Source organism: Humibacter sp. (assembly GCF_035547335.1).
GTDB lineage: Bacteria > Actinomycetota > Actinomycetes > Actinomycetales > Microbacteriaceae > Humibacter.
This window is the reverse complement of the sequence record NZ_DASZVF010000008.1, coordinates 18418-33108: the sequence shown is the minus strand read 5'-3', so window position 1 is coordinate 33108 and position 14691 is coordinate 18418. Positions and strand designations below refer to the sequence as shown.

At 67.4% G+C, this 14691-nt stretch carries 17 protein-coding genes; 14 read left to right on the top strand and 3 right to left on the bottom strand.

Going from position 1 to position 14691, the window contains the following annotated elements:
- Nucleotides 1–221: 221 nt before the first annotated feature.
- The gene (locus VHB92_RS01955) at nt 222–1184 is read right to left on the bottom strand and encodes a TetR/AcrR family transcriptional regulator (RefSeq protein WP_325450838.1); all 963 of its coding nucleotides are present in this window, start codon (nt 1182–1184) and stop codon (nt 222–224) included.
- Here VHB92_RS01955 and VHB92_RS01950 point away from each other — a divergent pair.
- Nucleotides 1183–1359, top strand: a complete 177-nt coding sequence (locus VHB92_RS01950) for a hypothetical protein (RefSeq protein ID WP_325450836.1) — start codon at nt 1183–1185, stop codon at nt 1357–1359. The genes VHB92_RS01955 and VHB92_RS01950 overlap by 2 nt on opposite strands.
- On the opposite strand, the gene VHB92_RS01945 is transcribed toward VHB92_RS01950, so the two are convergent.
- Together VHB92_RS01945 and VHB92_RS01940 are read right to left on the bottom strand one after the other, a co-directional pair.
- Nucleotides 1349–2155, bottom strand: coding sequence for an ABC transporter permease (locus VHB92_RS01945; protein WP_325450834.1), 807 nt, complete (start codon nt 2153–2155; stop codon nt 1349–1351). The genes VHB92_RS01950 and VHB92_RS01945 overlap by 11 nt on opposite strands.
- Complete coding sequence (locus tag VHB92_RS01940; protein WP_325450831.1) at nt 2152–3159, bottom strand: ATP-binding cassette domain-containing protein; 1008 nt, start codon at nt 3157–3159, stop codon at nt 2152–2154. Before VHB92_RS01940 ends, VHB92_RS01945 begins: the two co-directional genes overlap by 4 nt.
- Before the next feature lie 255 nt (nt 3160–3414).
- On the opposite strand from VHB92_RS01940, the gene VHB92_RS01935 reads away from it, so the two are divergent.
- The 13 genes from VHB92_RS01935 (at nt 3415) to VHB92_RS01875 (ending at nt 14591) form a co-directional block, all read left to right on the top strand.
- Complete coding sequence (locus VHB92_RS01935) at nt 3415–4125, top strand: L-threonylcarbamoyladenylate synthase (RefSeq protein ID WP_325450829.1); 711 nt, start codon at nt 3415–3417, stop codon at nt 4123–4125.
- The gene (locus VHB92_RS01930; RefSeq protein WP_325450827.1) at nt 4122–5390 is read left to right on the top strand and encodes an MraY family glycosyltransferase; all 1269 of its coding nucleotides are present in this window, start codon (nt 4122–4124) and stop codon (nt 5388–5390) included. Before VHB92_RS01935 ends, VHB92_RS01930 begins: the two co-directional genes overlap by 4 nt.
- Entirely contained in the window at nt 5387–5920 is a 534-nt protein-coding gene (locus VHB92_RS01925) for a hypothetical protein (protein ID WP_325450825.1), read from the top strand. The genes VHB92_RS01930 and VHB92_RS01925 overlap by 4 nt, the downstream gene beginning before the upstream one ends.
- A 153-nt stretch (nt 5921–6073) precedes the next feature.
- Nucleotides 6074–6889, top strand: a complete 816-nt coding sequence (atpB, locus tag VHB92_RS01920) for a F0F1 ATP synthase subunit A (RefSeq protein WP_325450823.1) — start codon at nt 6074–6076, stop codon at nt 6887–6889.
- A gap of 47 nt (nt 6890–6936) precedes the next feature.
- The gene (gene atpE / locus VHB92_RS01915; protein WP_325450821.1) at nt 6937–7158 is read left to right on the top strand and encodes a F0F1 ATP synthase subunit C; all 222 of its coding nucleotides are present in this window, start codon (nt 6937–6939) and stop codon (nt 7156–7158) included.
- 39 nt (nt 7159–7197) lie between these two features.
- A complete protein-coding gene (locus tag VHB92_RS01910) occupies nt 7198–7740 on the top strand; it encodes a F0F1 ATP synthase subunit B (RefSeq protein WP_325450819.1) in 543 nt (180 codons plus the stop codon).
- Nucleotides 7741–8532: a F0F1 ATP synthase subunit delta gene (locus VHB92_RS01905; protein ID WP_325450817.1), complete on the top strand. Its 792-nt coding sequence runs from the start codon at nt 7741–7743 to the stop codon at nt 8530–8532.
- A 32-nt stretch (nt 8533–8564) separates the two neighbouring features.
- A complete protein-coding gene (gene atpA / locus VHB92_RS01900; protein ID WP_325450815.1) occupies nt 8565–10202 on the top strand; it encodes a F0F1 ATP synthase subunit alpha in 1638 nt (545 codons plus the stop codon).
- A gap of 39 nt (nt 10203–10241) precedes the next feature.
- Entirely contained in the window at nt 10242–11138 is an 897-nt protein-coding gene (locus VHB92_RS01895) for a F0F1 ATP synthase subunit gamma (protein ID WP_325450813.1), read from the top strand.
- 48 nt (nt 11139–11186) lie between these two features.
- On the top strand, nt 11187–12665 hold the full coding sequence (gene atpD, locus VHB92_RS01890) for a F0F1 ATP synthase subunit beta (protein WP_325450811.1): 1479 nt from the start codon (nt 11187–11189) through the stop codon (nt 12663–12665).
- Between the two features lie 2 nt (nt 12666–12667).
- A complete protein-coding gene (locus VHB92_RS01885) occupies nt 12668–12928 on the top strand; it encodes a F0F1 ATP synthase subunit epsilon (RefSeq protein WP_325450809.1) in 261 nt (86 codons plus the stop codon).
- Nucleotides 12929–13135: 207 nt separating this feature from the next.
- Complete coding sequence (locus tag VHB92_RS01880) at nt 13136–13705, top strand: ATP-binding protein (protein WP_325450807.1); 570 nt, start codon at nt 13136–13138, stop codon at nt 13703–13705.
- A gap of 136 nt (nt 13706–13841) precedes the next feature.
- Nucleotides 13842–14591, top strand: a complete 750-nt coding sequence (locus VHB92_RS01875) for a YaaA family protein (RefSeq protein WP_325450805.1) — start codon at nt 13842–13844, stop codon at nt 14589–14591.
- The last annotated feature ends 100 nt before the right edge of the window (nt 14592–14691 follow it).

The window sequence follows — 14691 nt, the reverse complement described above, 5'->3', positions numbered from 1 at the left end:
CAGGCGGACTCGTCGCCATCGAGCACGGCGAGTTGCAGGGGACGCACGTGCGCGCGATCCTGGAGGCCGACGGCTGGCGCTCGCCGTCGACGCACGTCGACCTCACGCTGCGCGACAGGGTGACGACCGCCCTGCGGTGATGCCGCTCCGCTCGCGGCTGTGGGGCTCGGTGCTGCTCAGCCCGGTGATGCTCAGCTCGGTGCTGCTCAGCCCGGTGCTGCTCAGCCCGGCGACGAGGACCGCGCCTTCTGCCGCGCCTTCAGCGCGCGTTCGCGGGCGGCCGCGAGCGCCTCACGCTCCCTCTTGCGTGCCTCGCGCAGCAGCTTCTCCGCCTCGCGACGTGCTTTCGCGGCCTCTTTGACCCGCTTGTCCGAGCCGTAGAGTGCCACGTCGTCCGTCGTGGTCTCGTTGGTTTCGGGCGTGTGGCCGTTCTCGTCGGCACGGCCGGGAGCGGTCTCGATGAAGCGCTGGATGCCGTCGAGCAGGCGTTCGAGCCCGAACCCGAAGTCGTCGAACTCGCTGGTCGTGTAGGCGCCGGAGGCGATGAGCGGCGCGAGATCGGGAAAGCGGTCAGCCGTCACCAGCTGAGCCAACGCGGCCGCGAAGCGTGCTCCGGTGGCTTCGTCTTCTGGCGCACCCGTTGTGGCGAGGTCGCTCTGCACATCGCCCACGCCGCGCACATAGGAGGCGAGCAGGAGCACGGTGGCCATCTTCTCCTCGTCGCGCAGGGGAACACCGCGCATCGCGCGCAGCGCGGTGTCGACGACGCGCATGACGTTCGGCGTCATGGGCACGCCGCTGACCGGGATCCTGCTGTACCAGGGATGACGGGTGAACACGTTCAGATTGGCCGCCGTCCACTGTGCGAGCCCGGCCCGCCAGTCGTCCTCCGGCGGTTCGGGCAGCTCAACGTCCGCGACGGCATCCTGCATGAGCAGCAGGAGGTCGTCTTTGCTGGTGACGTACCGGTAGAGCGACATGGTCGTGAAGCCGAGAGCCGAGGCCACGCGGGCCATCGACACGGCGCCCAGTCCCTCGGCGTCCGCTATCTCGATCGCCGTCTCCACTATGCGCTCGATGCTGAGCTCCCGCTTGGGCCCGCGTTGCGGACGCTCCGCAACGCCCCAGGAAAGCGCCACGGCGTGCGGCAGCGCCAGCTCTGACGTGTCGTTCTCGTCGGACATGGCGCTCCAGAGGGGGCGAACGGGGAATGCGGATGCGGCGACCGCTTCGCTGCTGTGCTCCGGCAAGTCTATGAGCCGCCCGCGCATCGGCCAGGCGGTCGAGCCGCAAGACACGCTGGTGGCCGGCGATCCCGACGCCGGCCACCAGCGTGACGGTCAGCGGCTCACTCCTTGACGCTTCGACCGAAGGCGAGCGCCGCTCCGAGCACGCCGACCACCAGGATGCCAGCGAGCCACGCGAGCGCCACCCACAGCGTGTTTCCCGGAGCCGTGCCGGACAAGAGGTAACGCAGCGTCTCGATGATGGGTGTGTACGGCTGGTGCTCCGCGAACCCGCGCAGCCACGCCGGCATGGTGTCGACGGGCACGAACCCGCTGGAGACGTACGGCAGGAAGAGGAACACGAAGTTGACCGAGGCGGCCGCGTCGACGCTGAGGAACAGCCCCGCGAGGGCGCTCAGCCAGGTGAACGCGAGGATCATCAGCACCACGAACAGCAGCGCGAAGACCCATCCGACGAAGCCGGCCCGCGGGCGGTAGCCGAGAAGCAGGGCGACGCCGAGCACCGGAACGCAGGCCGCCAGGTTGCGCAGCACGCTGGAGATGACGTGGCCGTGGAGCACGGCCGAGCCGAGCACGGGAAGGGTCTTGAACCTGTTCACCGTGCCGCTCGTCACGTCTTGCGCGACGGCTACCGCCGTCGCCGCGGATCCGAAGCCCAGGCAGAGCACGAGCGTGCCCGGCACGACATAGCCGACGTAGTTGCCGTCGGACTCGATGGCGCCGCCGAAGATGACGACGAACACCAGCATGATGCTCACCGGGATCGCGAACGCCGTCACCAGCGAGTCGACGCTCCTCAGCGTTCTCCTCAGCTCGCGACCGCACATCGCGATGATGTCGGCGATCGCGGTGCCGAAGCCGGTCTTTCGCACCGATGCGGTGTTCGGTGCCCAGTCGATGGTGGTCACGCGGCCTTCTCCTCGTCTGTCGCGCGCGCCGACGCGGCGCGGGTCGTGGTGTTGTGGGCGGCATCGCGCCCGGTGAGCGTCAGGAAGACGTCGTCGAGCGTGGGGGCGACGATGGCGATATCCGTCACCTGGATGCCGCGAGCAGCGGCCTCGGCCAGGAACGAGCGGATGTCGGCCACGGCGTTCGCCGATGGCACGCGCAGTTCGAGCGCGTCGTCGTCCACGTCGAGGTCCGCCCGGGAGCCGCCCACCTCGGCGGCCATCGACAGGTCGGCCCGCGTCGCGAACGAGAACACGATGCGATCGCCGCTGACCTGGGACTTCAGCTGGTCCGGCGTGCCCGACGCGACGATGCGGCCGCCGTCGAGCACGCCGACGCGATCGGCGAGGCGCTCGGCCTCGTCGAGGTACTGCGTGGTCAGCAGGATCGTCGTGCCGTTCGCCGCCAGGTCCGCCACGAGCGACCAGAGCTGGGTGCGGCTACGCGGATCGAGTCCCGTCGTCGGCTCGTCGAGGAACAGCACCTCGGGAGCCGCGACCAGGCTGATGGCCAGGTCGAGCCGCCTGCGCATGCCGCCCGAATAGCCGGAGACCTTGCGGTTAGCGGCATCGCCCAGGTCGAAGGCATCCAGGAGCTCCGCGACGCGGGCGCGACCCTCAGCACGGCTCAGGTGGCTGAGCCTCGACATCATCGCGAGGTTCTCCTCGCCGGTCTGGAACGCGTCGACCGACGCGTACTGCCCGGTGAGGGCGAACCTGCTGCGGGCGAGGGCCGGGTCGGCCAGCACATCGACGCCGGCGATGCTGGCGGTTCCGGCATCGGGGCGCACCAGCGTGGACAGGATGTTCACCGTCGTGGTCTTGCCCGCCCCGTTCGGACCGAGGAGCGCGTAGATCTCGCCTCTGGGCACACTGAACTCGACGCCGTCGAGCACCGGATGCCTGCCGTACGCCTTGCGCAGGCCTGCGATCTCGATGGCGGGTTGCAGGGGTGTCGTCGCCATGTCGTTTCCTTCCGTTTGCGGGTCGTCGCTGCCAGGTCGCCGCGGATCCGTATGCCGTGCTCCGGGCTCGCGTCGTCGCAGCCCGATCCGTTGAGTTTCTGCGTATCGGATACGCAGCGTGTGCGACATAAACAGTATGCATCGTAAACAAAGCGAGCACAAGCAGCTCGGCAACGGCCGACGACGTCCGGCGAGGCGACCACACGCATCGGGGCCCAGCCCGGGCACGGCGAGACACCCTAGAATCGACCGGTCATGACCACATTCTTCGACTGCTCAGACGATGACGGTCTCGCCGAGGGCACCAGGCAGGCGCGCTCCGCCATCGAGACCGGCGAGCTCATCGTCCTTCCCACCGACACCGTCTACGGCATCGGCGCAGATGCGTTCAGCGCAGCGGCGGTCGCTGCCCTGCTCGCCGCCAAGGGCAGAGGGCGCCAGTCGCCGCCGCCCGTGCTCATCCCCGCGCTCACGACGCTGGACGCGCTGGCCGAGACGGTTCCCCAGGAGGTGCGCGACCTCGCCGGTGCGTTCTGGCCGGGCGGACTCACCATCGTGCTGCCGGCTCAGCCCTCGCTCTCCTGGGACCTGGGCGAGACCAAAGGCACCGTCGCGCTGCGGATGCCCAACAACCCGGTCGCCCTCGCGCTGCTGCGCTCCACCGGCCCGCTCGCGGTGTCCTCGGCGAACAAGACAGGCATGCCCGCCGCGACGACGGCGCAGGAGGCCGAGGAGATGCTCGGCGAGAGCGTGCAGGTCTACCTCGACGGCGGCAAGGTGGGCGCGGACTACTCCGAGTCGGGCCTGACCGAGACGTCGTCCACGATCGTGGATGCGACGGCGCTCGCCACGGGAAGCGGCAAGCTGCGCATCCTTCGCCACGGCGTCATCTCCGACGAGCAGATCCGCGACGTCGTCGGCGACGCGCTCGAAGCGACGGCCGCAGGGGACCAGCAGCCCACATGACTCTCCTCCTCGCCATCGGCCTGATCACGGCGATCGTCACCTTCGTGCTGTCGATCGTCGTGTGGCGGGTGGCGCTGAAGTTCAAGCTCTACCCGCGCATCAGGGAGCGCGACGTCCACACCAGGCCGACACCTCGTCTGGGCGGCGTCGCGATGTTCCTGGGCATCGTGGTGGCGTTCGGCGTCGCGTACCTCATCTCGCTGAGCTTCCCCGGCTTCGGCGGTCCCCTGCTCGGGGTCGTCTTCTCCGATCCGACTCCGGTGTTCGCCATCCTGGGAGCCGCGCTGCTCATCGTGGTGATCGGCGTCGCCGACGACCTCTGGGATCTCGACTGGATGACGAAGCTCGCCGGTCAGTTCGTGGCGGCGGGTCTCGTCGCCTGGCTGGGCGTGCAGATCTACTCGCTGCCACTCGGCGGGGGAGTGACGGTGGGATCGCCGTGGATGAGCGTCGCGATGACCGTGGTCGCCATCGTGCTCGTGATGAACGCGATCAACTTCATCGACGGTCTGGACGGTCTCGTCGCAGGAGTGGCGCTCATCGCCAACGGGGCGTTCTTCCTCTACAGCTACCTGATCACGGTGAAGACCAGTCCGTCCAACTACTTCAGCCTGGCGTCGGTGATCGCGATCATCCTGGTCGGCGCGTGCGCGGGGTTTCTGCCGCTCAACTGGCATCCGGCGCGCATGTTCATGGGCGACACGGGCGCGCTGCTCGTGGGTCTTCTCATGGCGTCGTCCGCCATCGCCGTCACCGGGCAGATCGACCCGGTGTCGCTGCAGCAGGGCGGCGCGCGCTCCCTACTGCCCGCGTTCATCCCGATCATCCTGCCGTTCGCCGTGCTCATCGTTCCGCTGCTCGACTTCGGGCTGGCCGTGTTCCGGCGGGTGCGCGTCGGCAAGTCGCCGTTCAGCGCCGACCGCAAGCACCTGCACCACCGGCTGCTCGACATGGGCCACTCGCACCTGCACGCCGTGCTGATCTTCTACGCATGGACCGCCGTGGTCTCGATCGGCTGCCTGCTGTTCTTCTTCCAGCCCGTCTGGCCGGCGGTCGTCTTCCTGTGCGTCGGGCTCGTCGTCTGCACGGCGATCACGCTGGCCCCGCTGAGCAGACGCAAGAGCAGCGAGGTCGCCGCAGAACTCACCCCGCCGGAATCCAGCGGAGCGGATGCCGCCGCCCGCTTCGATCCGCTCGACGCGGCATCCCAGTTGCCCGGTCGTGACTCGATCCGGCACGAACCACGGAAGGAAGCCGCATCATGACCCATCCCCACCCACCGACGAGCTCTGCTCAGCGGAGCCCGCGGCCGATCGGAGCACGGCCGATGCTGGTGCTCGCGCTCAAATACGGCGCGATCTTCGCGCTCGCGGTGGCCGTCGTCGCCGGGCTGATCGGCCTTGCCGTCTCGGGAGTGCCTGGCCTGCTCGGCGGGCTCCTGGGCGCCGTGGTCGCCGCCGTCTACCTCGGGCTGACGGCGGTGACCATGCTCGTCGCCTACCGTCTGGCAGGCGGCGACCTCACGTCGCCCATCTACTTCGGCACCGTGATGGGCGCCTGGCTGCTCAAGGTGATCGTGTTCGTCGTCGTCGTGCTGCTCGTCGGATCGCAGAAGTGGGTCGACGGACGTGTGATGTTCTTCACGATCATCGTCGCGGTTCTCGGATCTCTGATCCTCGACTGCGTCGCGTACGTGCGCGCCCGCGTGCCCTACGTCGACGTCGAGCTGCCGTCCGCGGCCGGTCCTTCCGCGCCGTCCGCCGGCACGGACGACGATGCGGATGCTCGTCCCTGACCAGTCGACGACTGGTCTCCGGGCCCCGGATGCGGCCAGAGCCGCGCGTGCAGAAACGCCTTCTACGTTTGGTAGAGTGATTCAGACCCAGACCCCGACCTGTTCCTCGTTCCTCGTTGAACACCGATGCCGGAGAATCCCCTGATAACGCCCATGCTCATTTCCACAGTGCTGTCTGTCAAAGGCGACGATTCCGGTGGCTTCGAAGGTCCGTCGATCAGCGACTTCTTCCCGCCGGACGTGTTGTTCGCAGGCACTCCGTTCGCCCTGAACCGGGTCATGCTGATCCGCATCCTGGTGACCGTTCTCGTGCTCCTCGTCTTCTGGCTGGGCACCAGGAACATGAAGCTCCGCCCGTCTCGCACGCAGGTCGCGTTCGAGTACATGGTCGGCTTCGTGCGCAACGGCATCATCTACCAGAACCTCGGTGAGCGCATCGGCAAGCGCTACGAGCCGATCCTGATGACGTTCTTCTTCCTGATCCTCGGCATGAACCTCATGGGCTCGATACCCGGGTTCCAGATCGCCCCGACGGCGATCATCGGCCTCCCTCTGGTGTTGGCCATCATCGCCTGGTTCATGTTCATCATCGCCGGCATGCGCGAGAAGGGCTGGCGGTTCTGGAAGGACTCGCTCTTCCTGCCCGGTGTGCCGTGGCCGCTGTACTTCCTGCTCACGCCGCTGGAGTTCCTCTCCACGTTCATCGTGCGCCCCGTCACGCTGACCCTGCGGCTCACCATGAACATGATGGCCGGGCACATGCTCGTCGTGCTCTGCTTCGCTGCCACGCAGTTCTTCTTCTTCACCCTGCTCGCCGACGGGAACCTGCTCGGCGTCCTGGGGATCGGATCGTTCGCCTTCGGCATCGCGTTCACGCTGCTCGACCTGTTCGTCGCGATCCTGCAGGCGTACGTCTTCACGATCCTGTCCGCCATCTACATCCAGCTCGCGGTGGCCGAAGAGCACTGATCCGCTCGCGGCACCGCATCATCCACCCCTCGAAAGGAACAACGCACGTGAATATCGTCGGACAACTCGCTCCGCTCGCCTTCGGTCTGGCCGTCATCGGCTCCGGTATCGGCGTGGGCTACGTCATCGGTAAGACCATCGAGTCGGTCGCCCGCCAGCCGGAACTGCAGGGCCGCCTGCAGAGCCTCATGTTCCTCGGCGTCGCGCTGACGGAGGCCCTCTGCTTCATCGCGATCGCCGTCGCGTTCATCCCGTTCCCCCAGCCGTAACACTCAGCCGGCCAGAAGCAACTTTTCGAAGGAGTCCTAATGCTCTCCACAGCCGTCGTCGCCGAGGGGAACCTCCTCATCCCGACGATTCCTGACCTTCTGTGGGGCACGATCGTCTTCGTCATCATCCTGGTCTTCTTCATCGTGAAGGGGCTGCCGGCGATCAACAAGCTGCTCGACGAGCGACGCGACGTGATCGACGGCGGCATCGAGCGGGCCGAGAAGACGCAGGCCGAGGCCAATGCCGTGCTCGAGCGCTACACCGCTCAGCTGGCCGAGGCTCGCGCCGAGGCCGGTCGCATCCGCGAGCAGGCGCGCCTCGAGGGTGCGGCGATCCTGGCGGAGCTCAAGGAGAACGCGCAGGCGGAGGCCGCCCGCATCACCGCGAACGCTCAGGCGCAGATCGAGTCGGAGCGGGCAGGCGCGCTGGCCTCGCTGCGCGCCGAGGTCGGAACGCTCGCCGTCGACCTCGCCTCACGCATCGTGGGCGAGGTGCTCTCCGACGACAAGCGCTCCGAGGCGCTCGTCGACCGGTTCCTCGCCGACCTCGAGCAGGATCAGCTGTCGAAGGCGGGCGAGTAAGTGGGATCCGCGACCCGCGAAGCACTGGATCGCGCCAAGGCCGAACTGGCCGACGCGCCAGAGGTGACGCTGCGCACCGGTGAGCAGGTATTGTCGGCCGGTCGCACGATCGACACCACTGCGCAGCTGAAAGCGTTGCTCGCCGATCCCTCCATCGAGTTCGCGGACAAGGGCGCGATCGTCACCCGCATCTTCGGCTCGTACGACGCAGCCGCCGTGCGCATCCTGAGCGGGATCGCGCAATCGCGCTGGTCGAGCCCCGAGCAGCTGATCGACGGGATCGAGGAGATCGGCATCCGGGCCGTGGCGCGTGCTTCCGGAGACGACGGATCCATCGAGTCCGAGCTGTTCTCGTTCGCCCGCGCCGTCGACAGCGACGACGAGCTCGAGCTTGCGCTCGGAAGCAAGCTCGGCGATCCCGCGAAGCGGATCGCCATCGTCGAACAACTTCTCACCGGCAAGGCGAGCGATGCCACCCTGGTGCTGTTGAGCTATGCGGTGCAGACGCAACGCGGCCGGCGCCTCGTCGAGGTCATCGCGCACATCGCGGAGATCGTCGCACAGGATGCCGGCGCCATGGTCGTCTCCATCACTGCGGCCGCCCCGCCGACCGAATCGCAGCTCGACCGGCTGCGCGCCTCACTGAGCAAGCGGTACGGACGCACTCCCCGTTTCGCGATCACCATCGACCCCCGGCTCATCGGCGGCCTCCGCGTGCAGATCGGCGACGAGGTCATCGACGGCAGCGTGGCGAATCGCCTCGCCGACCTGCGACTGAAACTGGCCGGCTGACCCGGCACGACGCACACATCAAGGAAAACGAAATGGCAGACATCAGCATCAGCCCGGATGAGATCCGGGCCGCTCTCAAGGACTTCGTGGCCGGGTACCAGCCCGACACCACCGCCATCACCGAGGTGGGCGTCGTCGTCGACGCAGGAGACGGCATCGCGCACGTCGAGGGCCTTCCCGGTGCCATGGCGAACGAGCTCCTCCGCTTCGCGGACGGCACGCTCGGCCTCGCTCTGAACCTCGAAGAGGACGAGATCGGCGTCGTCGTGCTCGGCGAGTTCGCCGGCATCGAGGAGGGCCAGGAGGTCACGCGCACCGGAGAGGTCCTCTCCGTCGCGGTGGGCGACGGCTACCTCGGGCGGGTCGTCGACCCGCTGGGCAACCCGATCGACGGCCTCGGCGCCGTGCAGACCGAGGGCCGCCGCGCGCTCGAGCTGCAGGCCCCAGGCGTCATGCAGCGCAAGAGCGTGCACGAGCCCTTGCAGACCGGCATCAAGGCCATCGACGCCATGATCCCGATCGGTCGCGGTCAGCGCCAGCTCATCATCGGCGACCGCCAGACCGGCAAGACCGCCATCGCCATCGACACGATCATCAACCAGAAGGCCAACTGGGAGTCGGGCGACCCGAACAAGCAGGTTCGGTGCATCTACGTCGCCATCGGCCAGAAGGGCTCGACGATCGCCGGCGTGAAGGGCGCGCTGGAGGATGCGGGCGCCATGGAGTACACGACCATCGTCGCGGCCCCCGCGTCCGACCCGGCCGGCTTCAAGTACCTCGCCCCGTACACCGGTTCGGCCATCGGCCAGCACTGGATGTACGACGGCAAGCACGTGCTGATCATCTTCGACGACCTGTCGAAGCAGGCGGAGGCATACCGCGCGGTATCCCTCCTGCTGCGCCGTCCGCCGGGGCGTGAGGCGTACCCCGGAGACGTCTTCTACCTGCACTCGCGTCTGCTCGAGCGCTGCGCGAAGCTCTCCGACGAACTCGGCGCGGGTTCGATGACGGGACTGCCGATCATCGAGACCAAGGCGAACGACGTCTCGGCCTACATTCCGACGAACGTGATCTCGATCACCGACGGCCAGATCTTCCTGCAGTCCGACCTCTTCAACGCCAACCAGCGCCCTGCGGTCGACGTGGGCATCTCGGTGTCCCGCGTCGGTGGCGACGCCCAGGTGAAGTCGATCAAGAAGGTCTCGGGAACGCTGAAGCTCGAGCTGGCGCAGTACCGCGCGCTGGAGGCGTTCTCGATGTTCGCGTCCGACCTCGACGCGGCATCCCGCCGTCAGCTCGATCGCGGTGCACGCCTGACCGAGCTGCTCAAGCAGCCGCAGTACTCGCCGTTCCCGGTCGAGGAGCAGGTGGTCTCCATCTGGGCGGGCACGAACGGCAAGCTCGACGAGGTGCCGGTGGAGGACATCCTCCGCTTCGAGTCCGAGTTTCTGGACTTCCTGCGCCGCACGACGACGGTCCTCGACACGCTTCGCGACACGAACGTGCTGGATGACGACACCGTCGCCACGCTCGAGCGCGAGATCGACATCTTCAAGCTGGAGTTCCAGACGAGCTCCGGCCACTCGCTGATCGAACCGGGCAGCGAGCGCTACGAGGCGATCGAAGAAGAGGAAATCGACCAGGAGAAGATCGTCACGAGTCGTCGCTGAGCGACGCACTCGACGAGTTGACACCCAGACAGGAGTCCCATGGCAGCGCAACTTCGGGTCTACCGGCAGCGCATCCGCTCTGCCCAGACGACGAAGAAGATCACCCGCGCGATGGAGCTGATCTCGGCGAGCCGCATCTACAAGGCGCAGGCTCGCGTGCAGGAGTCGGCACCGTACACCCGGGCGATAACCCGCGCCGTTGCTGCGGTCGCCGCCCACTCCAACGTGAAGCATCTGCTCACGACCGAGGCCGAGAACGTGCGCCGGGCGGCGATCGTGATCTTCTCATCGGATCGCGGACTCGCCGGCGCGTTCAACTCGCAGGTCATCCGTGAGGCGCTCGAGCTCGAGACCCTGCTCACCGGGCAGGGCAAGGAGGTCGTGTTCTATCTCGTCGGACGCAAGGCGGTCGGCTTCTTCGCCTTCCGCAAGCGGGAGAGCGTGCGCGACTGGATCGGCATCACCGACTCGCCCGTGTTCGACGACGCCTTGGAGATCGGCAGCGAGCTGGTCGAGGCCTTCATGCGCGACACCGACGATGGCGGGGTCGACGAGATCCACATCGTCTACAACCGGTTCGTCAGCATGCTGGTGCAGCAGCCCCACGTGGTGCGGCTGCTGCCGCTCGAGCTCGTCGAGGGCATCGAGGAGGTCGAGGACAAGTCGATGCTCCCGCTCTACGATTTCGAACCGGATGCCGACACCGTGCTCGACGCGCTCCTTCCGGCCTACATCCACAGCCGCCTCTACAACGCCCTGCTCGAGTCGGCGGCGGCGAAGCACGCCGCCACTCAGAAGGCCATGAAGTCGGCGAGCGACAATGCCGACAAGCTCATCACCAACTACACGCGCCTGGCGAACAACGCTCGACAGTCCGAGATTACGCAGCAGATCTCGGAGATCGTCGGTGGCGCCGACGCCCTGGCTTCCCAGTAGCACTGGCCTCCCAGTAGACGTCTGACGACGAAACAGAGAGAGAAAGAAATGACACCGACAGCCACCGCCGAGTCCGAGGCTCAGGTAGCGGAGACGACCCCGGGCGTCGGCCGCATCGCCCGCGTCACCGGCCCCGTCGTCGACATCGAGTTCCCGCACGACTCGATCCCCGAGATCTACAACGCGCTCAAGACGACGATCAACTTCACCGGCGACGAGGAGGAGGCGCACGAGATCACGCTCGAGGTCGCGCAGCACCTCGGCGACGACCTCATCCGTGCCATCGCGCTCAAGCCGACCGACGGCCTGGTGCGCGGTCAGGAGGTGCGCGACACCGGCGCGCCCATCACGGTGCCCGTCGGCAACGTCACGCTCGGTCACGTCTTCAACGTGACCGGAGAGGTGCTCGACGTCGAGCCGGGCGAGACGATCGAGGTCACCGAGCGCTGGCCCATCCACCGCAAGGCGCCTGCCTTCGACCAGCTCGAGTCGAAGACGACGATGTTCGAGACCGGCATCAAGGTCATCGACCTGCTCACCCCGTACGTCGAGGGTGGAAAGATCGGCCTGTTCGGCGGCGCCGGCGTGGGCAAGACCGTGCTCATCCAGGAGATGATCCAGCGCGTCGCACAGGACCACGGTGGTGTGTCCGTGTTCGCCGGCGTCGGAGAGCGCACCCGTGAGGGCAACGACCTCATCCACGAGATGGAGGAGGCCGGCGTCTTCGACAAGACCGCGCTGGTGTTCGGCCAGATGGACGAGCCGCCGGGGACGCGTCTTCGTGTCGCGCTCTCCGCTCTGACCATGGCGGAGTACTTCCGCGACGTGCAGAAGCAGGACGTGCTGCTCTTCATCGACAACATCTTCCGCTTCACGCAGGCGGGCTCCGAGGTGTCGACCCTGCTCGGCCGCATGCCCTCCGCCGTGGGCTACCAGCCGAACCTCGCCGACGAGATGGGCGTCCTTCAGGAGCGCATCACCTCCACGCGCGGACACTCGATCACCTCGCTGCAGGCGATCTACGTTCCCGCCGATGACTACACCGACCCGGCTCCCGCCACGACGTTCGCACACCTGGATGCCACGACGGAGCTCTCGCGTGAGATCGCGTCACAGGGTCTGTACCCCGCTGTGGACCCGCTCGCGTCGACGAGCCGCATCCTCGACCCTCGCTACCTGGGCGAGGACCACTACCGCGTCGCCACCACGGTGAAGCAGATCCTGCAGAAGAACAAGGAGCTGCAGGAGATCATCGCCATCCTCGGTGTCGACGAGCTCAGCGAGGAAGACAAGGTCACCGTCTCCCGCGCCCGTCGAATCCAGCAGTTCCTGTCGCAGAACACCTACATGGCGAAGAAGTTCACCGGTGTCGAGGGTTCGACGGTGCCGCTGAAGGACACCATCGAGTCGTTCGATGCCATCTGCCGCGGTGACTTCGACCACGTGGCGGAGCAGGCGTTCTTCAACGTCGGACCGATCTCTGACGTCGAGGAGAAGTGGGCGAAGATCCAGAAGGAGAACGGCTGACCATGGCGACCATCAAGGTCAGCGTCGTCTCGGCCGACCGCGAGGTCTGGTCGGGCGACGCGTCGGTGGTCGTCGCGCGCACCACGGTTGGGGAGGTGGGCATCCTCCCCAACCACACGCCGCTCCTCGGAACACTGGCCGAGGGCGAGGTGCGCATCACGCTTCCCGGCGGAGAGCGGCTGGTCGCCAGCGCAGCTGACGGCTTCGTGTCGTTCGAGAACAACGAGCTGACCGTGCTCGCGGGCAAGGCCCAGCTGATCTGAGGTGACAACCGTCGACGGTCTTCGGCCGTTCGGGGCCCGCGGTTCGGGATCGATCGACTCGGATGGTGGCGCTGGTCGGGCGGATAGGTGAGGCTCGGAGACGAGACTCGCACAACGGAACGGCTGGAAGCAGACATCGCAGACACCGATCGGGAGCGTGGACCAGCCGATGCGGATCGGCGGCACTTGAGGCAGGAGGGGGCCGAAGTGGCATCGGCTACTGTTGACCGGCAGTTCGGGGACATCCGGGTTCCGGTACTGATCGCTATGGCCGGACTTCCGGGAGCCGGCAAGTCGACGATCGCCGAAGTGGTGAGCGCTCGTCTCGGGGCGACCATCGTGTCGGTGGACCCGATCGAGTCGGCCATCCTGCATGCCGGGATCGACGGGGACCAGCCGACCGGACTCGCCGCGTACCTCGTGGCCGAGACGCTTGCCGAGCAGGTGCTCATGTCGGGCCACAGCGTGATCGTCGATGCCGTGAATGCCGTGGAGCCCGCTCGCCTGCAATGGCGTGACCTCGCCGTGCGCGCCGGCGTGCCTCTGCGCGTAATCGAGGTGGAGTGCTCGGATCCCGAGTTGCACAGGACGCGGCTCGAGAAGCGCGTGCGCAATCTGCCGCATTTCGAGGAACCGTCGTGGCGTGCTGTGGAGCAGAGCCTCGAGGACTATCAGCCGTGGAAGGGGGAGTGCGCCGAGTTGCCTCGCATTACCCTCGACACGGCCAACTCGCTCGGCCAGAACGTCGAAGCGGCCATCCGGTTCCTCGGTCCGTGAGCCGCATGCCCCGGTTCCTGTCGTCCCCCGACCAGGTGGTCGTGCCCCGGCACATCGACGTCGCGCCCGGACGTGGGGTCACCGTCACCGCACGCGGCCCTGAGCTCGCCGACGGACGCCGGAGCGACAGGTGCTGATGCTTCTTCCGCCGTCCGAGTCCAAGCGCGCGGGCGGGACGGGCAAGTCGAGGCTGCAGCTGAGCAGTCTCCGGTTCCCCGAGCTGCTTCCGCAGCGCGAGCAGACCGCGCGCTCCCTGGTGGAGCTCGCGTCGCAGCCGGATCTCGAGGAGTCGGCCAGACTGCTGGGGGTTCCGCGCACACTGGTCTCAGAGCTGGCGAGCGACGCTTCACTGTTCGACTCGCCTCTGCTTCCGGCGGTCGACCGCTACACCGGGGTGCTCTACGATGCGCTGGATGCCGCCTCTCTGCACTCGGAGTCACGCAGGCACCTGGGGCGCACGGTCGCGATCCACTCCGCGGTGTTCGGCCCGGTGGGCGCTCTCGACCGGATTCCCGACTACCGCATGTCGGCGGCGTCGCGGCTTCCGGGCATCCGGTTGCGAGCACTGTGGGCGCCCGCCATCACGCGGACCCTCGCCGAGGTGCCGGGGCCGATCATCGATCTGCGGTCGGAGGCGTATGCGGCGCTCGGGCCGACGGGGGACAGGGAGGATGCCGCGTTCGTGCGAGTGGTCTCGGTGACCCCGGACGGCACCCGCCGCGCACTCAACCATTTCAACAAGCATGCGAAGGGGCTCCTCGTGCGCGCCTTCGTGCTGCAGCGCCCGCGGCTGCGCTCGGTGGCCGGCTTCGTCGCATGGGCGCGCTCGGCCGGGTTCGAGATGGAATCCGGAGCCAATCACGAGGTTCTGCTGGTCGTCGACTGAGTTAGAATCAGTTTTGTGTCAGCGGGGGTCGGCACGGGTGCAGCGCGACGACGCCCGTTGTGACGACAATCAGGGCGCTCGCAACACGAGTCTCGGGTCC